This is a genomic window from Lentzea sp. NBC_00516 (assembly GCF_036346835.1).
GTDB classification, from domain to species: domain Bacteria; phylum Actinomycetota; class Actinomycetes; order Mycobacteriales; family Pseudonocardiaceae; genus Lentzea; species Lentzea sokolovensis.
This window is the reverse complement of record NZ_CP107840.1, coordinates 2,856,195-2,881,766: the sequence shown is the minus strand read 5'-3', so window position 1 is coordinate 2,881,766 and position 25,572 is coordinate 2,856,195. Positions and strand designations below refer to the sequence as shown.

At 70.3% G+C, this 25,572-nt stretch carries 24 protein-coding genes; 14 read left to right on the top strand and 10 right to left on the bottom strand.

The window, feature by feature from the left end; genetic code table 11:
- Positions 1–23 precede the first annotated feature (23 nt).
- Positions 24–590, bottom strand: coding sequence for a VanZ family protein (locus OG205_RS12950; protein ID WP_330276468.1), 567 nt, complete (start codon positions 588–590; stop codon positions 24–26).
- A gap of 132 nt (positions 591–722) precedes the next feature.
- On the opposite strand from OG205_RS12950, the gene OG205_RS12945 reads away from it, so the two are divergent.
- From OG205_RS12945 to OG205_RS12930, 4 genes are all read left to right on the top strand, one after another.
- Positions 723–1,745 carry a sensor histidine kinase gene (locus tag OG205_RS12945; protein WP_330276467.1) on the top strand — a complete coding sequence of 341 codons (1,023 nt, stop codon included), beginning with the start codon at positions 723–725 and terminating at the stop codon, positions 1,743–1,745.
- Positions 1,738–2,793, top strand: coding sequence for a hypothetical protein (locus OG205_RS12940; RefSeq protein WP_330276466.1), 1,056 nt, complete (start codon positions 1,738–1,740; stop codon positions 2,791–2,793). Before OG205_RS12945 ends, OG205_RS12940 begins: the two co-directional genes overlap by 8 nt.
- Entirely contained in the window at positions 2,778–3,422 is a 645-nt protein-coding gene (locus tag OG205_RS12935) for a response regulator transcription factor (RefSeq protein WP_330276465.1), read from the top strand. The genes OG205_RS12940 and OG205_RS12935 overlap by 16 nt, the downstream gene beginning before the upstream one ends.
- Before the next feature lie 92 nt (positions 3,423–3,514).
- Complete coding sequence (locus tag OG205_RS12930) at positions 3,515–4,144, top strand: hypothetical protein (RefSeq protein ID WP_330276464.1); 630 nt, start codon at positions 3,515–3,517, stop codon at positions 4,142–4,144.
- 39 nt (positions 4,145–4,183) lie between these two features.
- On the opposite strand, the gene OG205_RS12925 is transcribed toward OG205_RS12930, so the two are convergent.
- Together OG205_RS12925 and OG205_RS12920 are read right to left on the bottom strand one after the other, a co-directional pair.
- Complete coding sequence (locus OG205_RS12925; RefSeq protein ID WP_330276463.1) at positions 4,184–4,843, bottom strand: response regulator transcription factor; 660 nt, start codon at positions 4,841–4,843, stop codon at positions 4,184–4,186.
- Positions 4,840–5,973: a sensor histidine kinase gene (locus OG205_RS12920; RefSeq protein WP_330276462.1), complete on the bottom strand. Its 1,134-nt coding sequence runs from the start codon at positions 5,971–5,973 to the stop codon at positions 4,840–4,842. The genes OG205_RS12925 and OG205_RS12920 overlap by 4 nt, the downstream gene beginning before the upstream one ends.
- 135 nt (positions 5,974–6,108) lie before the next feature.
- Here OG205_RS12920 and OG205_RS12915 point away from each other — a divergent pair, with 135 nt between their 5' ends.
- From OG205_RS12915 to OG205_RS12890, 6 genes are all read left to right on the top strand, one after another.
- Entirely contained in the window at positions 6,109–7,443 is a 1,335-nt protein-coding gene (locus OG205_RS12915) for a hypothetical protein (protein ID WP_330276461.1), read from the top strand.
- Positions 7,440–7,826 (top strand): FixH family protein, encoded by a 387-nt coding sequence (locus OG205_RS12910; RefSeq protein ID WP_330276460.1) that lies wholly within the window; start codon positions 7,440–7,442, stop codon positions 7,824–7,826. Before OG205_RS12915 ends, OG205_RS12910 begins: the two co-directional genes overlap by 4 nt.
- An 11-nt stretch (positions 7,827–7,837) precedes the next feature.
- Entirely contained in the window at positions 7,838–8,938 is a 1,101-nt protein-coding gene (locus OG205_RS12905; protein ID WP_330276459.1) for a hypothetical protein, read from the top strand.
- Positions 8,931–9,449 carry a hypothetical protein gene (locus OG205_RS12900; protein ID WP_330276458.1) on the top strand — a complete coding sequence of 173 codons (519 nt, stop codon included), beginning with the start codon at positions 8,931–8,933 and terminating at the stop codon, positions 9,447–9,449. Before OG205_RS12905 ends, OG205_RS12900 begins: the two co-directional genes overlap by 8 nt.
- 111 nt (positions 9,450–9,560) lie before the next feature.
- Entirely contained in the window at positions 9,561–10,526 is a 966-nt protein-coding gene (locus tag OG205_RS12895) for a hypothetical protein (protein WP_330276457.1), read from the top strand.
- 9 nt (positions 10,527–10,535) lie between these two features.
- Positions 10,536–10,895: a sunset domain-containing protein gene (locus tag OG205_RS12890; RefSeq protein ID WP_330276456.1), complete on the top strand. Its 360-nt coding sequence runs from the start codon at positions 10,536–10,538 to the stop codon at positions 10,893–10,895.
- Positions 10,896–11,092: 197 nt separating this feature from the next.
- On the opposite strand, the gene OG205_RS12885 is transcribed toward OG205_RS12890, so the two are convergent.
- Positions 11,093–11,956 (bottom strand): alpha/beta fold hydrolase, encoded by an 864-nt coding sequence (locus OG205_RS12885; protein ID WP_330276455.1) that lies wholly within the window; start codon positions 11,954–11,956, stop codon positions 11,093–11,095.
- Between the two features lie 53 nt (positions 11,957–12,009).
- Between OG205_RS12885 and OG205_RS12880 the strand changes: the two genes are divergently transcribed.
- On the top strand, positions 12,010–14,832 hold the full coding sequence (locus OG205_RS12880; protein ID WP_330276454.1) for a BTAD domain-containing putative transcriptional regulator: 2,823 nt from the start codon (positions 12,010–12,012) through the stop codon (positions 14,830–14,832).
- On the opposite strand, the gene OG205_RS12875 is transcribed toward OG205_RS12880, so the two are convergent.
- On the bottom strand, positions 14,821–15,591 hold the full coding sequence (locus OG205_RS12875; protein ID WP_330276453.1) for an SDR family NAD(P)-dependent oxidoreductase: 771 nt from the start codon (positions 15,589–15,591) through the stop codon (positions 14,821–14,823). The two genes, OG205_RS12880 and OG205_RS12875, sit on opposite strands and share 12 nt — an antisense overlap.
- A gap of 96 nt (positions 15,592–15,687) precedes the next feature.
- On the opposite strand from OG205_RS12875, the gene OG205_RS12870 reads away from it, so the two are divergent.
- Positions 15,688–16,320, top strand: a complete 633-nt coding sequence (locus OG205_RS12870; protein WP_330276452.1) for a TetR/AcrR family transcriptional regulator — start codon at positions 15,688–15,690, stop codon at positions 16,318–16,320.
- Here the strand turns inward: OG205_RS12870 and OG205_RS12865 are convergent.
- From OG205_RS12865 to OG205_RS12845, 5 genes are read right to left on the bottom strand one after another with little or no spacing between them, the layout of a single operon-like run.
- Positions 16,289–17,725, bottom strand: coding sequence for an acyl-CoA synthetase (locus tag OG205_RS12865; RefSeq protein ID WP_330276451.1), 1,437 nt, complete (start codon positions 17,723–17,725; stop codon positions 16,289–16,291). The two genes, OG205_RS12870 and OG205_RS12865, sit on opposite strands and share 32 nt — an antisense overlap.
- Positions 17,664–18,980, bottom strand: coding sequence for an MFS transporter (locus tag OG205_RS12860; protein ID WP_330276450.1), 1,317 nt, complete (start codon positions 18,978–18,980; stop codon positions 17,664–17,666). The genes OG205_RS12865 and OG205_RS12860 overlap by 62 nt, the downstream gene beginning before the upstream one ends.
- Positions 18,981–18,989: 9 nt before the next feature.
- The gene (locus tag OG205_RS12855) at positions 18,990–19,448 is read right to left on the bottom strand and encodes a MaoC family dehydratase (protein ID WP_330276449.1); all 459 of its coding nucleotides are present in this window, start codon (positions 19,446–19,448) and stop codon (positions 18,990–18,992) included.
- Complete coding sequence (locus OG205_RS12850; RefSeq protein WP_330276448.1) at positions 19,445–20,320, bottom strand: amidohydrolase family protein; 876 nt, start codon at positions 20,318–20,320, stop codon at positions 19,445–19,447. The genes OG205_RS12855 and OG205_RS12850 overlap by 4 nt, the downstream gene beginning before the upstream one ends.
- A complete protein-coding gene (locus OG205_RS12845; RefSeq protein WP_330276447.1) occupies positions 20,317–21,195 on the bottom strand; it encodes an SDR family NAD(P)-dependent oxidoreductase in 879 nt (292 codons plus the stop codon). Before OG205_RS12845 ends, OG205_RS12850 begins: the two co-directional genes overlap by 4 nt.
- 91 nt (positions 21,196–21,286) lie before the next feature.
- Between OG205_RS12845 and OG205_RS12840 the strand changes: the two genes are divergently transcribed.
- Both OG205_RS12840 and OG205_RS12835 read left to right on the top strand, forming a co-directional pair.
- Complete coding sequence (locus OG205_RS12840; RefSeq protein WP_330276446.1) at positions 21,287–22,078, top strand: PaaX family transcriptional regulator; 792 nt, start codon at positions 21,287–21,289, stop codon at positions 22,076–22,078.
- Between the two features lie 421 nt (positions 22,079–22,499).
- Positions 22,500–25,439, top strand: coding sequence for a M48 family metalloprotease (locus OG205_RS12835; protein WP_330276445.1), 2,940 nt, complete (start codon positions 22,500–22,502; stop codon positions 25,437–25,439).
- Positions 25,440–25,572: the final 133 nt, after the last annotated feature.

Below are 25,572 nucleotides of genomic sequence, written 5' to 3'. Positions count from 1 at the left end.
AGCCGGATATGTCGCGCGCATGTTCACACCCCGACGAGCCGCAGGTCCGGCACCACCGCGGGCTTGGGACGCCACCGCCACCAGGACAGCAGCGAGGCCAGCGCCGCGCCGGCCGCGTTGAGCAGCACGTCGTCCACAGAGGACACCCGGTCCAGCCGCAGCACGAACTGCAGGATCTCCAGGAACGCGGAACACGCCGCCGCGAACGCCAGCACCCGCAACACCGACCGCAGACCCGCGAACCTCAGCGGAGCGAAGAACCCGAGCGCCGCGAACACCAGCATGTTGCCGACGATCTGGCCCGTGTCGCCGTGCGAGAGGAGGTCGAGGATGTCCGCGAACGGCACCAGGCTCAGCTTGCCCTCGACGCCCGGCTCCGCGCCCGGCAGCATGATGATCCAGACCCACGGCAGCGTCCCGTAGACGAGGCCGACCTCGGCGAACGAGTTCCGCCACGGCCGCGCGGCGCCCTTGGACCGCCGGTACAGCGCCAGGAGCAGCATCACGAGCACGGCCACCGGTAACCCCAGCACCGAGCCGAGCACGACCCCGGTCTCCGTACCGACCCACTCCTGCCAGGTGTTGAGCACGCCTCAACTCAAGCCGACCGGCTGTTGCGAGGGCGTACGCGTTTTTTGATACGCGGACGATAGGTGGACCACTCGGGCAGCGGGGGCTCTCCGCTGGGCCCGGCCGGGCGGTCCGGGAACGGCTCACGCAGAATGCCTGACGTGCTGGAGGCCAGGCTGCTTGCGACGGTGTCGCGTCTCGCGGGTCCCGTCCGCGGCGCCGGCGTCGTCCTGATCAGCCTGTTCGGCGCGTTCTCGCTGAACTCGCCGCTGGGCTGGGCCCTCTTCGCGCTGGTGGCGGTGAGCACGGTCGCCGACTTCCGGTTGCCGCGTGTGGCGTTGCCGGTGGCGTTCCTTCGCGTCGTCGTGCTGTCGGTGTTGCTGGGGGCTGATGCCGATCAGTGGGTGCTGACGGTGCTGACGACGACGTTGATCACGTGGCAGTGGCAGTGGCCGCTCAAGGTCACGGTGCCTGCGACGGCGGCGTTGCTCGCCGTGCAGGTGGTGACCACCGGGCCCGGTGTGCTGGTGCGGGCGGTGGTGGAGTCGGTGCTCGCGCGGCTGTCGTACGAGTTGTTGCGCCGGTCGAGCCGGAGAGTGGACCTGCTGCGCGAACGGGCCGCTGAGCAGCGGCGGGCGGCGGCGGTCGCCCTGGACCAGGGGCGGCGGGAGCGGGAGTACCTGGCGCTGTTGCACGACACGGCTGCCGCGACGTTCCTGATGGCCGCGCACGGCGGTGATCCGGTGGCGGTGGCCGCTCAGGCGCGCCGGGATCTGGTGGTGCTGGCCGAACGGGGGCACGGGCAGGGGACCGTGGACCTCGGGGCCGCGCTCGCCGCGGTGGCGCGGGACAGTTCCGTGCACGTGCGGGTGGAGGCCGAGGTCGTGCCGGTGCCGGCCGGGGTCGCGCTGGCGTTCGTGCGGGCCGTGCGCGAGTTGCTCACGAACGTCGAACGTCACGCGGGCACCACCAGCGCTGATCTCACGGTGGAGCGAGGCGCGCTCGTCGTCATCAGGGACGACGGCAAGGGGTTCGTCCCCGCGGAGGTGCCCGGACACCGGCGTGGCCTGCGCGGATCGGTGGTCGATCGGCTTGAGGCGGTGGGCGGGACCGCGGTGATCGAGTCGGTCGAGGGCCGCGGCACCACCGCACGGCTGAGGTGGCCCGATGACTGACCACGCGGTTCTCATCATCACGCGACGCGTGTTGCTCGTCGTTGTCGTGGCCATTCAGCTCGTCCTCACGCTGCCCCAGCTCGTCGGGTTCCCGCACGGCCCGGCGGCGTGGGTCGCGTACGTCCTGCTGACCTCGACACTGGGGATCGTCGCCGGGAACGTCGCGGCCGCTCGCCCGGAGCTTCCCGCGTGGCTGGCCGTCGCACCTCTCGCCGCGTCCGTGCTGGCGACGACCGCCCTGCCCGCCGGAGCGTCGTTCAACCCGCCCGACTGGGCGTTCGGGCTCGTCGGCTGGTACCTGCTGCTGGTGCTGGTCGAACGGCCGGTGGTGCTGCTGGCGGCCTTGAGCGCGCACATCGGCTTCAGCATCGCGTGGTTCGCGCACACCGGAACCGGCGACGTCGGCACCGCCGGAGTCGTGATCCTGAGCGGCACGAGTTTCCAGCTCGGCATCCTGGTGATCACGCGCGTGCTCCACCGGGACGCCCGCCTCGCCGCCGAGGCCGCCGCCGAGCACGACGCCGCCCGCACCCGCGAAGAGCTGGCCCGCCAACGGGAACAGGACCTGAAGGCCGGGTTCGAGGGCCAGCTGGGCGCGTTGCTACCGCTGCTCGCCGATCTGGCCGACGAGCAGGTGAGCGTGGCCGACCAGACGACCAGGCTGCGGTGCTCGGTGGCGGCCGTGCAGCTGCGCAGGCTGTTCGCGGAGAACGACGACGTGCCCGACCCGTTGCTGCACGAGCTGACCGCGTGTGTGGACGTCGCCGAACGGCGCGGTGTCGTCGTATCGCTCGCTGTGAGCGGCACGGCCACACCGGTTCCGACGGAGGTTCGTCGTGAACTGGTCGCCCCGATGGCCCAGGCACTTGCCGCCGCGAACGGACGTGCGAAGGTGAGTCTGCTGCGCACCGCCACCGAGGTGCGCGTGGCCGTCGTGGCGGACGCGCCGGAGACCCTGCCGGAGACCGGTACGACAGCCGCGGTCACCGTCGAGACGAGTGTCCACAGCGGACTGGTGAGGAGCGAGGCGAGATGGCGGACGGCGTGACGGCGGTCGTGGTCGACGACCATCCCGTGGTGCGCGCGGGAGTCGCGCACTGGCTGTCCACAGCGGACATCGAGCTCGTCGCGAGCGGCGAGGAACCCGGGGTGGCCTGGACCGGACCCGGTGCCGCGGCGGACGTCGTCGTGCTCGACCTGCACCTCACGGCAGGAGCCCCCGCCACGTCCGAACTGCGCAAGCTCGTCGAGGACGGTCGCAAGGTGATCGTCTACTCGATGCGCGACGACGACGAGATCGCGTTGCAGTGCCTGGAGATCGGCGCGCTCAGCTACCTGACCAAGGCCGAAGGCGCCGACCACCTCGTGCAGGCGGTGAAGGCGGCAGCCGCCGGCCAGTCGTACACGCCACCGGCACTCGCGGGCGCACTGGCGGGCGACCGGTCGGACACCAGGCCGGCCCTCTCCCCACGGGAGACCGAGGTCCTGGTCGAGTGGTTCCAGTCCGAGTCGAAGGAGTTCGTCGCGCAACGCCTGAACATCACGCTCAGCACGGTGAACTCCCACCTGGAGCGGATCAGGGTCAAGTACGCCGCCATCGGCAGGCAGGCCCCCACGAAGGCGGCGCTGGTGGCCAGGGCGATCCAGGACGGGCTGATCGGCCTCGACGACCTCTGAGCAGCCGTGTGGTGCGAACGACCGATACCGCCGCTCCGGCATCCGGCCTAACGTCCTGGGCACCCAGGTTCCGCAGTCCGAGGAGTCCCGCAGTGACGCACGCCCGTGGCCCCCTGTTCATCGCCGCCGCCGCGACGGCGGGCCTGCTCCTGTCGGCCTGCGGTTCCGAGACCACCGGTTCGGCGACGCCCGCCACCGACACGACGACGAGCACCGCCACGAGCACCAAGGAGACCAGCGCCTCGAAGGAGGTGCCCGCCGTCCCCGCCGGTGGGGACGTCACGGCTCCCGGCTCGAAGCTCAAGGTCGGCACCCGCGCGGTCATCCCCGTCGTCACCGGCGACAAGAGCGGCACCATCGCGATCACCGTCACGGCCATCGAGGCGGGCGCGAAAGAGGATCTGGCGAAGTTCGGCGACAAGGCCAAGAACATCACGCCGTTCTACCTGCGCGCCAAGGTCGAGAACCTCAGCGGCACCGACCTGAGCTTCACCTCGATCGGCCTGCGCGGCCTCGGTGAGGACGGCAAGGGCACCGGCGTGATCATCAGCGGTGACACCCCGAAGTGCGACTCGACCAGCGCGCCGAAGACGTTCAAGGAGTCCGGCGAGACGTACGAGACCTGCGTGCTGAGCGCGGCGCAGGACGGTCTGAAGGTCGCGGGGGCCGAATACAACCGCGGCGACGACTACGTCAAGTCGCCGGTCGTCTGGCAGAGCTGAACCGGCTGGCCCGCGGGGTGGACGAGGGGTCCCCGCGGCTCAGCGTCGGTTCTGCACCAGCCCGTTGATGTGCGCGTACGCCACGGCGTGCACCCGATCCCGCAACCCCAGCTTCGACAGCACCCGTGACACGTGCGTCTTCACCGTCTCGTCCCCGACGTGCAGGCGCGCGGCGATCTCGGCGTTGCTGCAGGCAGCCGCGACCAGGAGCAGCACCTCGCGTTCGCGTGTGGTGAGCAGAGCGAGCTCCGGCGGCGTCGGGGGAGGGGCGAGGCTGACGGCGAACCGCGCGATCAGCCGTTGCGTCACGGACGGGTCGATCAACGCGTCGCCGCGCGCCGCCACCCTGACCGCGGAGATCAGTTCCTCCGGCGGCAGTGACTTCAGCAGGAATCCGCTGGCCCCCGCCTTCAGAGCGCGATAGACGTACTCGTCGGTGTCGTACGTCGTGAGCAGCAGGACCTTCGTGCGGTTCGCGGGGTCGGCCAGGATCATCTCCGTCGCGCCGAGGCCGTCCAGCTTGGGCATGCGGATGTCGAGCACCGCCACGTCCGGACGCAGCCGCGCGACCTCGGCGACCGCCGCCCGCCCGTCCGCGACCTCCGCGACGCACCGGAGGTCGTCCTGCGTGTCGAAGATCGCGCGCATGCCGGAGCGCAGCATCGCGTGATCGTCGGCGAGCAGCACCGACAGGGTCATGACGCCTCCAAGGGGAACGTGACGACGGTGCGCCAGGTGCGGCCGTCCGGTTCGAACCCGGACCGGGTGGTGCCGGCGAACATGCCCGCGCGGTTGCGGATGCCGACCAGGCCCCTGCGCACCGATCCCGAGTCGTCACCGGGACCCGCGACGTTGCACGCGGCGACGGTCAGCGAGTCCGGCGCGTACTCCAGGGTCACCGTCACGCCGGACGCGTCACCGTGCCGCAGGGCGTTGGTCAGCATCTCCTGGATGATCCGGTAGACCGTGATGTCCAACGACTCCGGCACGTCCCGTTGCTGCCCGCGCACCTCCAGCCGGGCCGGTCTGCCCGCCGCGCGCACGCCGTCGAGGAGTTCGTCGAGGTTGTCGAGCCCCGGCTGCCGCGCGCCCTCGGACTTGTCGCCGTGCAGCAGGTCGAGCAGGTGCCGCAGGTCGACCATGGCCGCGCGACTGGACGTCTCGACCGCGCGCAACGAGTTCGTGAGCTTGGGATTGCCGTCCTGCAGGCCGAGGCGGGCGGCGCCGGCGTGCAGTCCGATCGCGCTCACGTGGTGGATGATCACGTCGTGCAGGTCGCGGGCTATCGCACCGCGCTCCTCGGTGATCGCCTTGGTGACAGCGGCTTTCGCGTCCTTCTCCGCCATCGCCGACCGCTTCTCCAGTTCGGCGAGGTACGCGCGGCGGGCCGTCGTGTAGCGGCCGACGAGCCACGGCAGCAACGCGCCCTTGCACGCCACGAGCACCGCCTGCAACGGGCCGTAGCCGCTGAGGGCCATGCAGGTCACGAGGCTGGCCGAGAGCAGTCCGAGCGAGGTGTACGCCGGTGTGCCGCGCAGCCACGCCCCTGCCCGGTACCCGGCGATCAGCAGGCCGGCGTCGTTGGCGTCGATCCCGTTGTTCATCGAGACGAGAACGATCACCGGGACGGCCGCCTGCGCCGCCGCCACCCACAACGACAGCCGGGCGGGACCGGCGAGCATGGCGTTCACGGCCAGCGTCAGGGTCAGCACGATCACGGTCTGGTGCAACGGTTCGCCGTCGAGCAGCACGAACCCGCCGTCCACGACCATGCAGACGGCCGCGACCAGCCACGACTGGTGCTTGAGGGGCAGCTTGATCAGATCCATCGAGCGCAATCCTGCCCGATGACGTCCCTGAGAACCTCCCGCTTCGCAGGGGTCGGAGATCCCCCGCGCGGGGGACCCGGTTTCCGTCTCGGCAGTGACGCGGTGAGGCGGGCATGATCGATACGTTCGGTCGCGATGAAACGACGTGGTGTGACCTTGCTGCTCGTGCTGGGGGCGATCCTGGGGATCGCGGCCCCCGCGCTGGCCGACGGCGTCCAGTCCGGCGCGGACGTCCACGTCGCGCAGAGCCTGGGCGACCGTGACCTGACGGTGATCATCCGGCGGGTCGCGGAGGTGCCGGGACCGGTGCACGTCGACGTCGTGACGCACGCGGGCACACCTGCCGGTGACGTCGCACTGACCTTGCGCGCGGCGGGCGCGCCGAGCAGCACCGCCAAGGTGGAACTCGGTGCCACGCCGGGGTTCTACTCCGGCGTTCTGCGGGTGGACCGGCCTGGACCGTGGGAGCTGGCGGTCGACGAGGCGACCATTCCGTTCGTCGTGCCCGCCCTCGTGCCGTCGCCGTGGGAGAACGCGACCTACGGCGGGTTCATCGCGGCCGGAGTGCTGTTGCTGGCGGCGTTGCTGTTCGCCGTGTTCGGCAGGCCCGCACTCGCGCTCGTGCCCACGGTGGGCATGGTCGCGGCTGTGGCCGTCGGCGTGACGGCGGCGTTGCTGGCACCGAGCATCCCGCCGGTCGCGGCGCCCGGCACCCAGCTGGACCCGACCTACGACAACGTCATGAACCCCTACGATCGAACGTCCATAGTGGACTTCTCGCGGCCGCCGGTGAACCTCGTCCCGAGCATGGACGGCAGCGACCTCGTGCTCGGCCTGACGGACGGCTCGTCCGGACGGCCCGTGGACGACCTGCTGGTGCACGACAGCGCGTTCATCCACCTCGTCGTGGTCTCGCCGTCCGGTCACCTCCGGCACCTGCACCCGGTCCGCACGGCGCCCGGCGAGTACCGCGCCCGGCTGCGCGATCCCGAACAGGGCACGCACGCCATCGCCGCCGAGATCGCGCGGCGTGGCGGGGGAGTTCAGCTACTTCGGTCCAATGTGGACGTTGCCGGATCTGCTGCCGTCCAGGCGAACGACGGGAAGACCGAGACGGCGATGGAGATCCGGGAGGCGGGCCGGCCGAGCACGATCACCGCCAAGTTCGGCGAGCGCGACCTGCAGCCGTGGCTGGGCATGCTCGGCCACATGATCGTCGTCGGCCCGGTCACCGACGCCGCTGTCGACGCGCCGATCTGGGCGCACGTGCACTCGATGATCCCGCCGGTGCCGGGCATGCCGGACAAGCCCGACGAGAGCGTCGCCGCCTACGGGCCGGACGTGCCGTTCACCTACTCGTTCCCCTTGCCGGGCAGGTACCTCGTGTGGATCCAGGTCGAACGGGACTACTCGATCGTCACCGTGCCCAAGATCGTCGACGTTCCCGCCGGGAAGGTGGCCTCGAAGTGAAGCGTTCAGCGACAGCCGTCCTGGCCGGGGTGATCGCGATCGTGGCCGCGCTGGTCGTGCTGTGGCCACGTGGCGTCGAGGCCCAGCCGCATCTCGCCGAGAGCGCCGGGCTCCGGTTCGAGCTCACGCCCACCAGCACCAGAACCGGCAGCAACACGTTCGACCTGCGGATCACCGACCGCTCGGGCAACGCCGCCGACGGCGACGTGACGGTCGAACCGGCCATGCCGCAGATGGGCCACGCGCTCGCCCCGATCACCGCGGCGCCGCAGGCTCCCGGCCAGTACCGGGTCGCGGGCGTCGACCTGCTCATGGCCGGCCAGTGGGAGATCACCTTGTCACTGCGCAGCGAGCGGGTCGTGATCCCGCTGCTGCTCACCTAGAAGGGGGAGATATGACCGCGAACATCGCGGCGACGGCAGCGTCGCCGGCGAGGACGGTCCCGAGGGGGCTGGTTCCGGCGAGCGTCGTGCTCGGCGGCACCCTGCTCTCGCTGATCGGACTGACCTGGGACATCCAGTGGCACTCCGACGTCGGGCCGGACACGTTCTTCACCATGCCGCACCTGTTCCTGTACGCGGGCAGCGCGATCTCGGGCCTGGCGAGCCTCGCCGTGGTTCTGCTGACGACCGCGAACGCCAAGCGCGACAAGGCGGTCGACCCGATGGTCGGCGGCCGCGCGGTCGGCGTCTTCGGCCGCACGTTCGAGGCACCCGTCGGCTACCTGGTCTCCGGCATCGGCGCGGCGCTGTTCCTGGTCTACGGACTGTGGGACCAGTGGTGGCACGGCCTGTACGGCTTCGACGCCGTGATCGACTCGCCGCCGCACATCGGCCTGCTGCTGTCGATCTCGATCACGATGGTCGGCGCGGTCATGATCTTCGCGGTCGCCAGGGACGAACGCTGGGGCACCTACGGCGTCGCCGGTGCCGCGGCCACGCTGCTCGCGTTCAGCATGGTGACCGTCCTCGGCCTGCGCGCGTTGCCCGGCGGACCCGTCAACACGGTCAACGCGGGCAGTGCGTTCTTCTCGGTGATGATCCTGTTCATGGGCGCGTACGTCCTGAAGCAGCGCGGCGGCGCGATCGCCGTCGGAGTGGTCGTCGCCGCACTTCAGGCCGTGTTCTGGTGGTTCTCGCCGTGGGCCACCGAGGTCTACGCGGACGCCACCGGACTGCCGTTGCGCGACTACGTCGACGGCATCCCCGGCCTGCCCAACATGATCCCGATGAGCCTGATCCTCGTCGCGGTCGCCGTGGAACTGCTGCGCGGGCTGCCCGCCTGGGTTCCCGGCGCGGTCGGCGGCCTGATCATCACGGGTCTCGCGCCCGTGCAGCGCATTCTCGTGTACGGCAGCAACTTCCCCGCGATCGAACGTTACGTGGCCACCGTCGTGGCGGGCGTGCTGCTCGGGGCCCTCGCCGGGATGCTCGGCAGGCGGTTCGGTCACATGCTCCGTCACCTCGCACCAGCAAAGGAAGAACGCAATGCGTAAGACGTTGCTGGGCCTCGCGGGCACGGTAGCCCTGCTGTTCGGACTGGCCGGTCCGGCGCTGGCGTTCGAGCCGGTGAACGTCGTGCACACCGAGAAGGTGCAGGCAGGGCCGTACGACCTGACCATCGGCTTCAGCACGTGGCCGGTGAAGGCCATGCAGTCGCTGGACTTCACGTTCGCGCCCGAGGACGGCATCACGGGCAAGAAGGGCACGCTGACCGTGCTCCACGAGGGCGTGGAGGCCGACGACGACCCGCTGGCACGTCACCCCCGCAAGCGGGAGGTGTGGGGCCTGGACATCTACGCCCTGCCCGAGCCCGGGACGTGGACGCTGCGGTTCGACGTCGACGGACCGGCCGGTGCCGGGACCGGCGAGCTGAAGAACCTCCAGGTGATGGAGCAGCCGGGCCCGCCGATGGGCCTGTCCTGGGCCGTCAGCACCATCCCGCTGTTCGGCCTGATCGCGTTGATCGTGATCGCCTGGCGGAGGACGAAGACCGCCGTGGAATAACGGTGCTGGATCAGGTGGCGGGCCCGGTTCCCGCCACCTGACCGGGTGAAGTTCGGTTCGAAAGGCTTGGGTGGCTGGCTTTTCGGTCGCGAGGTCCGGTACCCCTGCGCCGTGCGTTTGCCTCACGCGGTTTGGATTGGCGGGCTGTTGCTGCCCGCGTTGCTCGCCGCCACCGGCGTGGTCGTCTACGGCGGTGGCATCGAGCGGTCGCTGGACGCCGATGTGCGTTCGGCGCTCGGAAAGGCCGGCTACCACGGCGTTGTCGCCGTGGAGGGCCGAACCGTCGTGGTCAGCGAGGTCGCGCCGCGCTCGGTCGACGCCGTGCGCGCCGTGGTCTCCGACGTGTCCGGTGTCGGCACGGCCGAGGTGCGCCAGGCCGAACCGGCGCAGCTGTTCGTCGCGGTGCGCGGCACCGAGATCCTGGTCTCCGGCGCGGTCGCCGACGACGCGGAACGCGGTGCGCTCATCCAGGCCGTGCAGGTGGCCGACCACCGCGTCACGGCCGCGCTCCGGCTCGGCGGCCTGCTGCCGATCCCACCGGCCGTCGTCGGGCGGGTGGTCTCCGCCGCGTTGTCCGCCAAGGTCTCCGACGTGACCGCCACCGTCCACAACGGTCAGATCGCCATCGCCGCCCGCGTCCCCGACGAGGCCCGTGCCACCGCGGTCCGCGAAGCCGTCACCCAGGCGGCGAACGGCCTGCAGGTCACCGACCGCATCGAGGTCGGCTCGTCCGCGGCGGTCGGCGACCTGAACGTCGAAGCGCTGCACGACTCGATCTCCCGCCTGGTCAACGGCAACGGCGCGATCCGGTTCGTGCAGGGCACCACCGCCTACGAAGGCCACGGCACGGTGCTCATCCAACGAGTCGGCCGCATGCTTCTGGTCGCGCCGCGTGCCTCGATCACGCTGGTGGCACACGGCACCGACCAGGCGGTGGCCACGACGCGCGGCCAGATGGTGCGCGACGTGCTCGTGGGCCAGGGCGTGTCGCCCGCGCTGATCGCCATCGAGACCCGTCCCGCCCCCGGCGGCGAGTACGACCCGGTCACACGCCAGGTCGACGTCGTAGTCCGTTAGGAGTTCGCTGTGCTCTGGTTGTTCTCGCAGATGTTCCTGCTGTGCCTGGTGTCGTTCGCGGTCGGCTCGCTGGTGACGTGGCTGTCGGTGCGCGGCCGCCTGCAGCCCGAACGCCCGAAGACCCGCCTCGCCCTGCCCGCGCCCCGGCCGGCGGCCGAGCAGGTGGTGATCGCCGAGCAGCCGGTCGCCCCGAAGCCCGCGAAGCAGGAGTCGTTGCCGGTCAAGGGCAACTCGAAGACGATGGTCTACCACACGCCCGACTCGCCGTACTACCGGCGGACGAAGGGCGACATGACGTTCGTCTCCGAGGCCGAGGCCCTGTCGGCGGGCTACCGGATGTGGACCACCAAGGCCCGCGTCAAGGCGTGAGGCTCAGCTGAGCGGCCGGCGATGCGGCGCCGGGATCCAGCGCAACGCGGAGAACGACGTCAGCGGAGGCGTTGTCGAGCCAACGCCTCCGCGTTGTTCGTGTGACCGTCAAGAGTCGTTGACGTGCAGGACGTCCAGTCCGGCGGCCACTGGCGCCAGGGCTGCGGCTGGCTCACGCTTCCCTGATCCCTGCCGAACTATCGCGTGAGCAGGTCGCGAATCGCGGTCGCCACCACGTCCGGCGCCTCCTCGGCCATGAAGTGTCCACAAGAGACAGTGCGGTGGTCGAGGTCGGGTGCCCAGGCGCTCCACAGGCCGCGGGCGTCGAACCCGAGCGCAGCGCCCCAGTCCTGCTGCAGCACGGTGACCGGCATCTTCAACTGGGTTCCCGCCTCGCGGTCGGCGGTGTCGTGCTCGACGTCGATCGTCGCCGACGCCCGGTAGTCCGCGACGATCGACGTGACTGCCTCGCGGCTCGCCCGCAGGTACTCGGCGCGCACGTCCTCGGGGAACGGCTGCCCGCCCCAGATGTCGAGGAAGTGGCCGAAGAACGCGTCCGGGGTCGCGCTGATCATCTCTTCGGCGAGACCGGGAGGCTGGGCCATCAGGAACAGGTGGAACCCGACGACGGCGGACGTGCCGCGCATGACGTCCCACATGTCCAGCGTCGGCAGCACGTCGAGTGACGCGAGGTGCGTGACGTGCTGCGGGTGGTCGAGGCCGGTGCGGAACGCCACGAGCGCGCCCCGGTCGTGGCCGACGAGGGCGAACCGGTCGTGGCCGAGCGCCTGAGCGACCTTGACGACGTCGGCGGCCATCGTGCGCTTGGCGTAGGTGAGGCCGGTGTCGGCTGGCTTGTCGCTGTCGCCGTAGCCGCGCAGGTCAGGCATGATCACGGTGTGGTCGGCGGCCAGGCCGGCGGCGACGTGCCGCCACATGAGGTGGGTCTGCGGGAAGCCGTGCAACAGCACGACCGGGCTGCCCTGGCCGGTGGTGGCGACGTTGAGCTCGACGCCGTCGGAGACCTGAACGCGCTGGTGGTCGAATGCGGTGTGGTTCACGCACCCACTGTGCTGGTGCCCGATCAGCAACGAATCAGCGTTAGGGTCAGCGCGTGGTGACGTTCGGGGTGCTCGGCCCGCTGACCGCGGGATCCGCCCGCCTCGGTGGCCCGAAACAACGCGCCGTGCTGGCCCGCCTGCTGGTCGCCCGCCGCCGCGTCGTGCCGGTGCGCACGCTCGTCGCCGACCTGTGGGAGGACCCGCCGGACGGCGCCCTCGGCACGGTCCAGACGTTCGTCGGAGCCCTGCGCAAGGCTCTCGAACCCGATCGTCCACCCCGGACTCCGTCGTCTCTGCTGGTCACCGAGGGGGCGGGCTACGCGTTGCTCGCCGACGATGTCGACGCCTGGCGGTTCGAGGAGATGCTCGGTGGTGACCTGTCCGTGTTGGACGGTGCGCTGGCGTTGTGGCGCGGGCCCGCCTACGCCGAGTTCGCCGACGAGCACTGGGCACGGGCCGAGATCGACCGGCTGGAGGAACTGCGGCTGGTCGCGATCGAACGCCGTTGTGAAGCGGCACTCGCCCTCGGCCGTTCCGCCGGTGTCGTCGCGGACCTGCGTGCTCACCTGGCCGACCACCCGTGGCGGGAGAAGGCCTGGAGCCTGCTCGCGCTGGCGCTGTACCGCGAAGGCCGCCAGGGTGACGCGCTGGAGGCGGTCCGCGAGGCCCGGCACGCGCTCGTCGAGAACCTCGGCGTCGATCCCGGCGAGGAACTCCGCACGCTGGAGTCGGACATCCTGACCCAGTCCCCGCGCCTGCGGCCCCCACCCGTGTCGTCACTGGTGGGACGCGCCACCGAGCTGGCGTTGCTGGAGACCGCCGTCCCGGCAGCCGGTCTGGGGATCGCGCTGGTGACGGGCGAGGCCGGCGTGGGCAAGACCGCCCTCGCCACGGCGTTCGCCGAACTGCTGGCCGGCCGGGGCTGGAGGACGGTCTGGGCGCGCTGCCAGGAGGACGCGCCCGTGGCGTGGCCGTGGCAGCAGGTGGTCGAAGCGCTGGGGGAGGAACTCGGGGCCGCCGAACGGTTCCGGCTCCGCCTGGCGATCGTGTCCACTGTGGAATCGGCGGCTCCGGTGCTGGTCGTGCTGGACGACCTCCACCAGGCCGACGAGGAGACCCTCGCGGTGCTGACCGCGTTCACCGGTCGCGTGCTCTCCGGCCGGGTGCTGATCGTCGCGACCTCTCGTTCGGCGGTGCCGTCGGAGGCACTGGCGCGCGCCGAACCGGTCCGAGTGGAACTCGGCGGCCTGGACGAAGAGGCCGTCGCCGCGCTGGTGGGAGCACGGGACGCGCGCGTGATCCACCAGCGCACCGGTGGCAACCCCTTCTACGTCAAGGAACTCGGCCGGCTGGTCGCGTCGGGCGGAGACCTCGGCTCGGTGCCCGCCGGTGTGCGGGACGTGCTCCGGCATCGCCTCGCCGGGCTGCCGGCGCAGGCGCGGACCGTGCTGCACCAGGCCTCCGTGCTGGGCAGGGACGTCGAGGTGGACCTGCTGGCCGCGCTGGCGGGCCACGACGTGCTCGATGCTCTGGACCTGGTGATCGAGGCCGGTTTCGTCGTCGAGGTCGCACCCGGCCACGTCCGGTTCACACACGCGTTGGTGCGCGACACCCTGTACGAAGACGTGTCGCTGACCAGGCGCGCACGCTGGCACGCCGCTGTGGCGGAGGTGCTGCGACCCGGCGACGTCCAGACGCTCGCTCACCATTACGCCCTTGCGGGCACGCGGAGTCCTGCGGCGGTGACGGCGCTGGCCCGGGCCGCGGAGGGGAATCGAGCACCGCGTGAGGCGGTGCGGCTGTGGCGGGCGGCGCTCGTGGCGGCCGGTTCGGAGCCGCTCGACCTGCTGACCGGACTGGGCAGGGCGTTGGCGGTGAGCGGAGACCTGGAGGGGGCGCGGGAGCAGAGGTCGGCCGCGTTGCGGCTGGCCGAAGGTCCGGACGCGGTGGCCGAGGTGATCGGATCGTTCGACGTCCCCGGTATCTGGACCACCAACGACGACCCGGCCCACTCCGCCGAACTCGTCGCCGCCGCCGAACGCACCCTGCCCGCGTTCCCCGGCCCCACCGCCACCCGTGCCCGCCTGCTCGCGACCATCGCCATGGAGGACCGGGGCACCGGTGCCCGCCTCGGTGAAGCACGGGAGGCCGAGGCCACAGCTCATGCCCTCGGCGACCCCGAACTACTGGCGTTCGCGCTGAACGCCCGCTTCATGCACACCTTCCACCGCACCGGCCTGGCTCCGGAACGTGCCGCGATCGGCCGGGAACTCCTCGAGGTCGCGTCCGGCCGCCTGGTGACCCACGAGGTGCTGGGCCACCTGATCCTCGTCCAGGCCTGTTCCGCGCTGGCCGATTTCGGCACCGCCGACCGGCACGCGGCCGCGGCCGACGAACTGGCACAACGTCACGACCTGCCGCTGGTCGGCCTCTTCACCGACTGGTACGCGGCGTTGAAGCTCGCGGCAGCAGGGAAGACGGCCGAAGCCGACAGCGCGTATCGGGCCGCGGCCGGTCGCGTCAAGGGCACCGGCATGTGGGGCATGGAGCGCGGCCTCCTGCCGCTGGCCCTGCTCAGCCTGCACGGGCCGTCCACAGTGGACCTCGATGACGACTGGGGTCCGCACCTGGACTGGGTGCGCCCGCTGGCGTTGCCGCACGACGAGGCTTTGAAGGCCGCGCGTGCTCTTCCCGATGGACCGGCGGACCTGCTCACGGAGGTCCGTGCCTGCCTGCTGGCGATGGCGGCCGCCCGGCTGCGGGACGACGAACTCGCGGAGCGCGCGCATGCGCTGCTCCTGCCCGCCGAGAACGAGCTCGTGGCGGGTACCGGGCTGTTCACGTTCGGCCCGGTGACGGACTACCTAGGCGGCTAGTGCCGGTCCGAGCAGCAGGCCGCCGTCCAGCACGAACTCCGACCCGGTCGCGAACGCCGCCTCCGCCGACGCCAGGTACAGCACCAGCGCGGTGAACTCGCCGGGCTCGCCCAGCCGCGGCACGGCGAACGGCGCGGGGGAGTAGAGGTCGCCGATCGCGGGCTGACCGGCCGTGACCGGTTCGTTGATCAGCGGCGTCGACACCACACCGGGGTGGATCGAGTTCACCCTGATCCCGTCTCTGCCGAGCTCCAGTGCGGCGGTCTTGGTGAGTCCGCGCAATGCCCACTTGCTCGCGACGTACGGCGCGTAATACGGCGAACCCACGTTGCCCATGGTCGAGGCGATGTTCACGATCGACCCGCCGCCGGCCCTGCGCAGCGACGGCGCGACGTGCTTGATGCCGAGGAACTGCCCGGTCAGGTTCACCGCCATGGTCCGGTCCCAGACCTCGCGTGAGGTCTCCTCGATCAGTGCGGCCGCGTGCTGCGCGCCCGCGTTGTTCACCAGTACGGACACCGGCCCGAACCGACCCTCCGCGGCCTGGACCGCTGAGATCCACGCGTCCTCCTCGGTCACGTCGAGCCGCACGGCGAACGCCCGTGAGCCCAGTTCCTCCGCGACCTTCGAGCCCGCGTCCAGGTCCCGTGCGGCGATCAGGACCTGCGCGCCCTCGGCGTGGAAGCCCCGCACGTGGCTCGCGCCCATCCCGCTCGTCGCGCCGGTGACGAACACCGTCCTGCCGTCGAAGCGTCCCATCGTGTCCTCCAGTGGTGAGGTGAGTGACTCACCTCGGGACGGTAGGTGCGACCGGGATGGTGAGTCAAGTGACTCACCTCATGGCATACTGTGGGCGTGCCGACCTACCACGAACGCATGGCGGAGCAGAAGCGGACGGCGATCGTCGACGCGGCGACGGGGCTGTTCCTGGAGTCCGGCTACGACAAGACCTCACTCGCGCGCATCGCCGACGCGGCCGGGGTGTCGAAGGCGACGCTGTTCAAGCAGTTCCCGACGAAGGCCGAGCTGTTCGACGCGATCGTCACGGACTACTGGCGCACGGAGGAAGGCGCGCTCACCCCGCAGCCCGGTGACCCCGGCAAGGGCCTGACCGCGCTCGGCAACCGGTACGTGGCGCTGCTGACGCGGCCGGGCATGGTCGCGCTGTTCCGCATCGTCATCGCCGAGGCGCCGCGCTTCCCCGAACTCGGCCAGACCCAGTTCAAGCTCGGCAAACAGCCGTTCTTCGACGCGGTCCGCGACTACCTCGCCGCCGAGAACGAGGCCGGCACCCTGGACGTCGGGGACCCGATCCTGGCCGCCACCCAGTTCCTCGGCATGATCTCGAACTTCGCGTTCTGGCCCCGGATGCTGCTGATGAACTGGGCGCCCACCGAGAAGGCCATGGCCCACTCGGTGGACGAGGCGGTCCAGACGATCCTGGCCCGGCACGAGGTCACAGCGGCAACCGTCGCAACGCGGGCTTGAGGACCTTCCCGGACCCCGTACGCGGCAGTTCGGACACCACGTCGACGTGCACCGGGATCTTGTACTTCGCCAGGCGCGGCAACAGGAACTCCCGCAACCCCGCCGCGTCGACCACAGCGCCGTCACGAGGCCGCACGAACGCGCGGCCGACCTCGCCCCAGCGCTGGTCCGGCACCCCGACGACGGCGACCTCCACCACGTCCGGGTGCGAGGTGATCGCGTTCTCCACCTCGGCCGGATAGACGTTCTCGCCGCCGGAGATGTACATGTCCTTGAGCCGGTCCAGGACGTACAGGTGACCGTCGTCGAGCCGCCCGAGGTCGCCGGTGCGGAACCACCCGTCCTCGGTGAACGCGGCCTTGGTGGCGACCGGGTCGTTCCAGTAGCCCGGCGTGACGTTCGGTCCCTGCACCTCGATCTCGCCGGTGTCGGCCAGCCGCAGGTCCCCGAAGAAGACGCACGGTCCGGCCGAACCCGCCCGCCGCACGCTGTCGGAAGCCTCCAGGAACGTGGCGCCCGGAGCGGTCTCGGTGAGGCCGTAACCCTGGCAGAACACCAGGCCCCGGTCCTGATAGGCGTGGATCACCGCGTCCGGCACCGCCGCCCCGCCGCACAGCAGCACCCGCAACGACGACAGGTCCGCCGTCTGCCACTGCGGAGAGGACGCCAGGTCCGCGTACATCGTGGACACGCCGAACATCCACGTCACGCCGTGGGTCTCGATCAACGAGACGCACTCGGTGACGTCCCAGCCCGAGGTGATCACGCTGTGCCCACCCTTGATGAAGGTGGGCAGCAACGTCTGGGTGAGCGCGGCGACGTGGAAGAGCGGCGCGGTGATCAGCGCGACCTCGTCGGAGGCGATGTCGACGCCGATCATCAGGTTGAAGGTGTTCCACAACAGGTTGGCGTGGCTCAGAATCGCGCCTTTGGGCCTGCCCGTGGTGCCGGAGGTGTAGAGGATCAGAGCGGCGTCGTCGATGCCGACCGGCTCGTCCAGCGGTTCGTCGGAACCGCCGAGAAGCCAGTCCTCGTACGTGTCGAGTGACACCGCCCGTGGGTGCTCCACGACGTGGGAAGGCGCGTGCACCAGCACGTGCGCGCCGCAGTCGCCGAGCTGGTAGTTGATCTCCGCCGGGGAGAGGCGGAAGTTCAACGGCACGAAGATCGCGCCCAGCTGGTGCGTGGCGAACAGGGTCTCGGCGAACGACGGGTGGTTCGGGCCGAGGTACGCGACCCGATCACCATGCCGGACTCCGAGCTCCCGCAACCGCCACGCCAGCCGGGTCGTGCGGACGGCGACTTCCTCGTACGAGGTGGAGACTCCGTCGTAGGTCAGTGCTTCACGCTTCGGCGCCATGCGTGCGCGGCGGTGTGGCCAGCTGCCCAGCCCCGAGTTCCGCATTCCTGTCTCCTGTCAGGCTGGTCCGGTTGGTCTCCCGCAGGATCACCGTGCACACGACGGTGAGCAGGCAGAACGCCGCAAGGATGAACGGGATCGCGCCCGTGCCGGACGACCTCTGCACCTGGGCGAAGAGCAACGGCGCGAGCCCCGCGCCCAGGCCCGCGAGCTGGTAGCCGAGCGAGGCGCCGGTGTAGCGGCTGCCGGTGTTGAACAGCTCGCTGTACAGGGCGGCGAGCGGCCCGTACATCATCGGATGGATCACGGCCTGGCCGAGCACGAGAGCGAGGACCACGAATCCGTTGTCCACCAACGGGAACAGTGCGAACCCGAACGCCGCCATGAGCACGGCGCCGGCGAGCACGACGGGCCTGCGCCCGAACCTGTCCGACGCCGCCGACCAGCCGAGGATGCCGATCACCGCGAGCGCCGAGGACAACGTCAGCGCGTTGAGGATCGTCTGCCGGCTGTTACCCGCCTGAACGCCGTAGGCGAGTATGAAGGTCGTCAGGGTCGACTGCGCGACGAACGCGGAGAGGCCGACACCGATGCCGAGCAACAACGTGCGCGGGTGGTTGCGCAGCACGTCGAGCAACGGCATCGAGCCGGGCTTGCGCTCCGCCTTGAAGACCGGCGTCTCCTCGACCTTCATCCGCACGAACAGGCCGATGCCGAGCAGCACCAGGCTCAGCAGGAACGGCACGCGCCAGCCCCACTCGAGGAAGGCCTTCTCGCCGACCAGCGCCGCGGTGCCGGACAACGCGAGGGTCGACAGCACCATGCCGCACGGCGCGCCCGCGTTGGTGAAGCTCGCCCACAGCCCGCGCCGGGAGGTGGCGTGCTCGGCCGACATGAGCACCGCGCCGCCCCATTCGCCGCCGACGGAGATGCCCTGCACGACCCGCAGCAGGATCAGTCCGGCCGGAGCGAGCCAGCCGACCTGGCCGTAGGTGGGCAGCAGGCCGATCAGGAAGCTCGCCACACCCATCAGGCTCATGGTGAGCACGAGCATCTTCTTGCGCCCCAGCAGGTCCCCGTAGTGTCCGAAGAGGACTCCGCCGAGCGGGCGGGCGAGGTAGCCGGTGGCGAACGTGCCGAAGCTCGCGATCGTGCCGACCAATGGGTCCAGCGAGGAGAAGAAGACCTTGTTGAACACGACCGCGGAGGCCGTGGCGTAGAGCAGGAAGTCGTAGTACTCGATCACGCTGCCGAGGAAGCTCGACGCGACCGCACGGCGTAACTGCGTTGTTGTCGCCATGACTTCACCTCATGCGTAGTGGCGGTATACGGCACGTGCGACGCAAGCGGGCTTCGCGGAGCCCTCGATCTCGACGGTGAAGTCGACGGTGAGCTGCACGCCGTCGCCCGGCACGTCCTCGACCGACTCGACCCCGCCCAGCAGCCGGATCTTGGCCCCGACCGGCACCGGCGCGGGGAACCGCACCTTCTCCAGCCCGTAGTTCAGGCTCATCCGCACACCCGAGACCTCGAGCAGTTCGGTCATCAGCGGGATGAGCAGTGCCAGCGTCAGGTAGCCGTGCGCGATCGTGCCGCCGAACGGTCCGGTGGCGGCACGCTCCGGGTCTACGTGGATCCACTGGTGGTCGTCGGTGGCGGCGGCGAACGTGTCGACGCGGCCCTGGTCGATCTGCAGCCAGTCGGTGTGGCCGAGGCTCGTTCCCGCCAGGGCCTTGAGTTCGGCGATTCCTTGGACGGAGATGGTCACGCGTCCTCCTTGACGAGTCCGAGCAGGCGGGCTGCGTTGTGCTTGAGGATCTTGGGCCGGACCTCGTCGGAGATGTCGAGCTTGGCGAAGTCGGCGAGCCAGCGGTCCGGGGTGATCACGGGGTGGTCCGAACCGAACAGGACCTTGTCCTGCAGCAGGGTGTTGGCATAGCGGACGAGCTGCGGCGGGAAGTACTTCGGCGACCAGCCGGACAGGTCGATGTACACGAACGGTTTGTGCGTCGCCACCGCGAGCGCCTCGTCCTGCCACGGGAACGACGGGTGCGCGAGCACGATCCGCAGGTGCGGGAAGTCCACGGCGACGTCGTCCACGAGCATAGGGTTGGAGTGCTTGAGCCTGATGCCACCGCCGCCGGGCACGCCGGCGCCGATCCCGGTCTGTCCACTGTGGAACAGCGCGGGCACGCCCAGCTCCTCGATGACCTCGTACAGCGGGTACGCCATCCGGTCGTCGGGGGAGAAGTCCTGGAGGCTGGGGTGGAACTTGAAGCCCCGCACACCGTGCTCCTCCACCAGCCTCCGCGCCTCCCGGACGGCGGTGCGACCCTTCCACGGGTCGACGCTCGCGAACGGGATCAGCACGTCCGCGTGCTCGGCGCAGGACGCGGCGATCTCCTCGTTGGAGATGCGCGGGTGGCCGGTGGCGTGCTCCGCGTCGACCGTGAAGATCACCGCTGCCATCTTCCGCTCGCGGTAGATCTGGGCGGTCTCGGCGATCGTCGGCTGCCGGTGGGCGGCCTTGAAGTACTTGGCGGACGCCTCGATCAGCGTCGGGCTCAGCGAACTGTGGCCGTCGCTGGAGATCTCCGCGTGCGTGTGGACGTCGATGGCGGCCAGATCGTCGACATTCATGGCGCCACCGGCATCGGAACTCCGTAGGTCTCGGACTCGAACTCGCTGAACCGCTCGGCGATCGCGGCCGCGTTCCAGCCGCCGTCCGCGAACAGGACCTGTTTCTCGGCCGGGTGCGACCAGAGCGCGAGCCGGTCCCCGCCGATGCCGATCGCCTGTCCCGTCACGCCTTTCGCCGCGTCCGAGGCGAGGTAGACGATCAGGTCCGCGACGTCCTCGACGGTGCCCAGACCCTCGTCGCGCCGCACCCACTCCGGCAGCGGCGCGCCGGTCCGTTCCGACTCCTCGATCAACGGCGCGAACGCCGGAATCGTGCGGGTCATCTCGGTGGCCGCGACCGGGACGACCGCGTTGACGGCGATGTCCGACCGGGCGAGCTCCAACGCCCAGGTCCGTGCCATGGCCGCGATCCCGGCCTTGGCGGCGGAGTAGTTGGTCTGCCCGAAGTTGCCGCGCTGCCCGGCGGGCGACGAGATCAGCACGAGGCTGCCTCCGGTGCCCTGCTCGCGCATCCGCACCGCCGCCGCGCGGGCGCAGGTGAAGGTGCCGCGCAGGTGCACGTTGATGACCGCGTCGAAGTCGTCGTCGGTCATCTTCCACAGCACGCGATCGCGCAGGATGCCCGCGTTGGTGACCAGCACGTCGAGCCGTCCGAACTCCTCCACGGCGGCCGCGACGAGCAGGTCGGCCGTCTCGGCGGACCCGACCGGCGCGATCACCGCGCGGCCCCCGATGCTCGCGGCGAGCTCCTCGGCGGACTCGTCCACGTCGTTGACCACGACCTTGGCCCCGTTGCGCGCCAACGCTTCCGCGTAGGCCCGGCCCAGCCCGCGACCGGCGCCGGTGACGATCGCGACCTTTCCCGACAGCTCCATCAGGCGAGTCCTCTCCGTTGGGGTCGCGATCCAAAGTAGGGCATATTCATGACGCTCGTCTAGATGCTGCCCAACATGTATCGTGAGCAGCGTGACACCCCAGTCCTTGATGCTCAACTTCCTCGGTCTGTACGTGTTCGACCGCGGCATCGCGGTCTACTCGGGCAGCGTGATCGACGTGTTCGGGCGCGTGGACGTCTCGGAGGAGGCGGTGCGCTCGACGCTGACGCGCATGACCTCGCGGGGCCTGCTCACCAAGCACCGCAACGGCCGCAAGGTCTACTTCGGACTCACGGCGCGCGCGACGGACGTCCTGAGGGACGGTGAGCGCCGGATCTGGCAGCGCGGCGCGGTGAACCGGGACTGGGACGGCACCTGGACCCTGGTCGGCTTCTCGCTGCCGGAGGGCCGCCGCGGCGAACGGCACGACCTGCGCTCGCAGCTGCAGTGGGCCGGCTTCGGCCCGGTGCAGAACGGCCTGTGGATCGCGCCGGGCGCACGCGACGTGACCGCACTGGTCGAGGGGCTCGCGGAGAACGTCACCGTCTTCACCGCCCAGCACGCCAAACCGACCGAGGCGGCGGACCTGACGCGCCGCGCGTTCGACACGGCTGCCATCGCCGCCCGCTACCAGGACTTCCTGACGAAGTGGCGCGAACCGGACAGCTCGTTGCCCGACGACCTGGCCCGCCAGTTGCTGCTGCACGCCGACTGGCTCGACCTCGTGCGCCAGGACCCCCACCTGCCGGCCGAACTGCTCGCGGGCGACTGGCCCGCGATCGAGGCCGAGCAGCTGTTCCAGTCCCTGGCCACCCGCTACGTCGAGACGGCGACCCCGCTCGCGGCCGCCGCCATCGAGTCGATCGAGGTCGAAGCAAGCTAGTGGCGCGTCTCGGAACGTTGGCGAGGTAATCCACGCTCAGCAGGGCGCCTCGCGGCACCGTCCCCACGCCCCCATGCATCCAGTATGAGGACGTGGGGGCGGCGCCACGATGCACCCGTCTGACCGCGAATTCCCCCGGCAACGTTCCGAGCCACACCACTAGATCACAGCGCTGCTGAGTCTGAAGCGCTGACGAAAGTCGGTGGAGGCCGTCAGCGAATTCCACGAGGTCGATCGCCACCGTCCAATTAGGACTTTCATGCGACGTGGTCGGTGCGGGTCTGTTCGCTACGACAATCGAGTGAGAAGTGCACAAACACTCGCGCGTCCGAACGACAAGGAGAACCCTCGGCTGGGGCCGATCTTCGTCTGGGCGAGGAGGGATCGAGGTGCTGTCCTGGCCGCTTCGGGGAGGTCGGCGATGACCGGCGCGGAAGTCGAGAGCGGAAGCCAGGACGACACCGCGCACAGACCGGTGCCCCATCCGCACGATGTGCCCGCGGGGACGACGACGCGGTTCGCGCTGTTGATCGCAGTGGTCGCGGCCACGAGTTCGACCATGTTCATGCTCCTGCACCTGCTGGTGCCCGCGAACTCGGCCCGTCAGGTGGATGCCCAGAAGAGCTGCTTCGCCGAGGTGTCCGGTCTGCCGCCTCTGGCCGGCCCGGATGAAGTGCCGTTGCGCGCGGAGGCTGCCGCGCGCGTGATGCGGTGTCTCGCGCCTGTGTACCTCGACGAGGTGTCCTGGGCGGGGTACGGGCTGGTGCTTCTGTTCGGCTTGGCGGTGGTCCTGTACTGGCTGCAGCCGTGGTGGATCATTCGCCGGCGTCGGTTGGTGCCGATCTCCGCCGAGAACTGCCCGGAGTTGCTGGCGTATCTCGGTGAGTTGAGCCGGAAGGTCGGACTGGCTCGGCCCCCGGCGTGGCTGCTCGCGCCGTACAACGCCACGGTCGGCGGGCGGTCGTTCGGTCACGTCCGGCGCCGCCGGGTGCAGCTCGACGCGGGTCTGGTGATCTTGTACAGCACCGATCGGGCGGCGTTTCGCGCGGTGGTGCTGCACGAGCTGGCGCACCTGTGGAACCGGGACGTGGACAAGACCTACCTGACCATGGCGATCTGGCGGGCGTTCGTGGTCGTCGCCCTGATCCCCTTCGTGGGCGGCCTGCTGATCGCCATCCCGCTCGGCTGGTCCGTGACGGCGCTGACCGGCCACTGGACGGGGACGCTGGCCGTTCTCGGCTCACTGCTGGCGCTCACCGCACTGGTGTACCTGACCCGCAACGCGATCTTGCACGTCCGGGAGACGCACGCCGACGCGATCGCCGCCGTCCACGATGGACCAGATGGGGCACTCCGCGGCCTCGTCGGCCGGCTCCGGGCCCCGGCCGGCTCGTGGTGGCGGGCGTTGCTGAGCACGCATCCCGACCCCCGGCAGCGGCTGGCCGCCATCGACGACCCGGCCGTCCTGGCACGTCCCAGCCTGTGGGTGCTGGCCGGGGCCGGAATCGCCGCGGGCATGCTCGCCACCGATCTCGGCTTCGTGTTCGATTTCCTGTTCGTGACGACCGCCGCCTTCAGCCGGGGCCTGGCCGGTCTGGTGACCGCGCTGGTCCTCGGCGGGCTGCTGGCGGTCACGCTGTGGCAGGCCGCCGGCGACCCGGCGCGGCGGCTCCGGTGGACCTGGCTGCTGTGCCCGGCGGTGCTCGCTGCCGGATTCGTGCTCGGCGAGCATCTGTCGCTGTTCCACGCGAGCGTCAGATGGGACCAGCCAGGCGGCGGCCTGGGCGGAGGCGTGGCCGTCGTCCTCACCACGCTGCTGCTGGTGGTCGGCGGGGTGCTGCTGGCCGGATGGACGCTGTCTGTTCTTCGCCTGGCACTGACCCCGGGCACGCCGCGTCGCCGGTGGGCGCCGTTCGCGGTGGTGGCGGCCACTGGAGTCGTCGCCGCACCTTGGTTCGCCGCGTGGTTCGTCCTCCACGGCCTCGACCTCGCGCTGTGGACGCCGATCCTCGGATCCGTCCCCGGGACCAGCGCGGACATCGGCTGGTACCGCACCCTCGCCTGGTGGACCGACTTCACCTGGCTCCCGCTGCGGTACCTGGACGACAACCCGCTCACCCTGCCCGGCCTGACCCTGCTCTGGCTCGTCCCGATCGTCATCACACTCCGTCGCCGCGGAACCGGCACTCCGGCCGGGGAACCCGCCCTGCGTCTCGGCCGACCACTGACCACCGGACTCGGCGGTGGCATCGCCGTTGTGGTCATCGGTGTCGCCCTGTCCCACGTGGCCAAGTCCGCACTGCCGCTGAACGTTCGACAGGACACCACCTTCACGACCGGGACCACCTACTTCGGCTACGTGCAGCTGTGCACGTACATCACCTTGGCCGTGCTCGCGCAAGCCGTTGTCGCCGGCCTCGTCGCCGCTCGCGTCCGCCGGCACCGTCCCGCCCTCGTCGCGCTCGCGGTGTCCTTGACGGGAACACTCGCCGCCATCGGCTGGCTCGGTGTCCTGACGTTCAGCCGCTGCACGGACCTGTACGGAAACACGCCGACGAGATGCGTTCCGATGGTCGGCCTCACCGATCTCACCGGCCATCTGCACACGATCCTGATCAAGGGCTTGATCGTGGCGGTTCCTGGCGCGCTGCTCGGTGCCGCGGTCAGCACCCTGCGCCGACGACGCACTCACCCGGACGCCCCGGCCTCTGGGCCCGCCGGTGCCCGTGGCGTGCCCGTCGTGGTGATCGCTCTGCTGGCCGCGGTGATGATCGCCGCCCCTCTGCCAGGACTGCCAGGAGACTGGAACATCTGGACCGGCCACGTGAGCTCGTCCTCCGCTGGGCCCGACGACGAAGGCGACGCGAAGCCACCGCCGCAGACCACGCCCACCAGCGCCACCTCGGCAGGCCGCGACACCGACCCGCAAGAGACCACAGTGGACACATGTGTCGTCGGGACGTGGATCGAGACTGCCAACGAATCACACGTGAAGTCCCCAGGTGGGGTCGACGTGCGGTTCACCAGCGCCGGTCGGGTCCAGCGGTTCCGAGCGGACGGCGTGGCGGTTCTCGACTTCGGTACCGGAAACGTCACGACCGGAACGTTCAACGGGAAGACAATTCGATCAGTCAGCTCAGGAACGATCACCTTCAGGTACGACACCGGAGCCGGACAGATCCTGTACAGCAGCCCGATGGCCAGCGGAACCACCACGGTGACGCTTGACGGTGTGGTGCAGGAGACCCGTGCACTCGAGGCAAGCGTGGAGCCGGATCACTACGTCTGTCAGGGCGACGTCATGACGCAGACCGGCGCCTCGTTCACCATTCAGCTGGCCCGGACGAGCCACACCGGTTGAGTCCGATGCGACGGCATGGTCAGCTCAAAGGCTAAATCTTTAGCTCGATCCGTGAACATGAGTTCAGCTGTCGAACAATTCGATTGATTCGACTTGTTTGACGGACATAAAAGCAGCCTGGCTATAGCCGGCA

What these genes read in the sequence shown, in the direction of transcription:
- OG205_RS12845 (WP_330276447.1), bottom strand. Translation starts at nt 21,195, where the DNA reads ATGGAGCTGTCGGGAAAGGTCGCGATCGTCACCGGCGCCGGTCGCGGG.
- OG205_RS12945 (WP_330276467.1), top strand. Translation starts at nt 723, where the DNA reads ATGCCTGACGTGCTGGAGGCCAGGCTGCTTGCGACGGTGTCGCGTCTC.
- OG205_RS12925 (WP_330276463.1), bottom strand. Translation starts at nt 4,843, where the DNA reads ATGACCCTGTCGGTGCTGCTCGCCGACGATCACGCGATGCTGCGCTCC.
- OG205_RS12850 (WP_330276448.1), bottom strand. Translation starts at nt 20,320, where the DNA reads ATGAATGTCGACGATCTGGCCGCCATCGACGTCCACACGCACGCGGAG.
- OG205_RS12920 (WP_330276462.1), bottom strand. Translation starts at nt 5,973, where the DNA reads ATGGATCTGATCAAGCTGCCCCTCAAGCACCAGTCGTGGCTGGTCGCG.
- OG205_RS12915 (WP_330276461.1), top strand. Translation starts at nt 6,109, where the DNA reads ATGAAACGACGTGGTGTGACCTTGCTGCTCGTGCTGGGGGCGATCCTG.
- OG205_RS12860 (WP_330276450.1), bottom strand. Translation starts at nt 18,980, where the DNA reads ATGGCGACAACAACGCAGTTACGCCGTGCGGTCGCGTCGAGCTTCCTC.
- OG205_RS12905 (WP_330276459.1), top strand. Translation starts at nt 7,838, where the DNA reads ATGACCGCGAACATCGCGGCGACGGCAGCGTCGCCGGCGAGGACGGTC.
- OG205_RS12875 (WP_330276453.1), bottom strand. Translation starts at nt 15,591, where the DNA reads ATGGGACGCTTCGACGGCAGGACGGTGTTCGTCACCGGCGCGACGAGC.
- OG205_RS12935 (WP_330276465.1), top strand. Translation starts at nt 2,778, where the DNA reads ATGGCGGACGGCGTGACGGCGGTCGTGGTCGACGACCATCCCGTGGTG.
- OG205_RS12940 (WP_330276466.1), top strand. Translation starts at nt 1,738, where the DNA reads ATGACTGACCACGCGGTTCTCATCATCACGCGACGCGTGTTGCTCGTC.
- OG205_RS12835 (WP_330276445.1), top strand. Translation starts at nt 22,500, where the DNA reads ATGACCGGCGCGGAAGTCGAGAGCGGAAGCCAGGACGACACCGCGCAC.
- OG205_RS12865 (WP_330276451.1), bottom strand. Translation starts at nt 17,725, where the DNA reads ATGCGGAACTCGGGGCTGGGCAGCTGGCCACACCGCCGCGCACGCATG.
- OG205_RS12900 (WP_330276458.1), top strand. Translation starts at nt 8,931, where the DNA reads ATGCGTAAGACGTTGCTGGGCCTCGCGGGCACGGTAGCCCTGCTGTTC.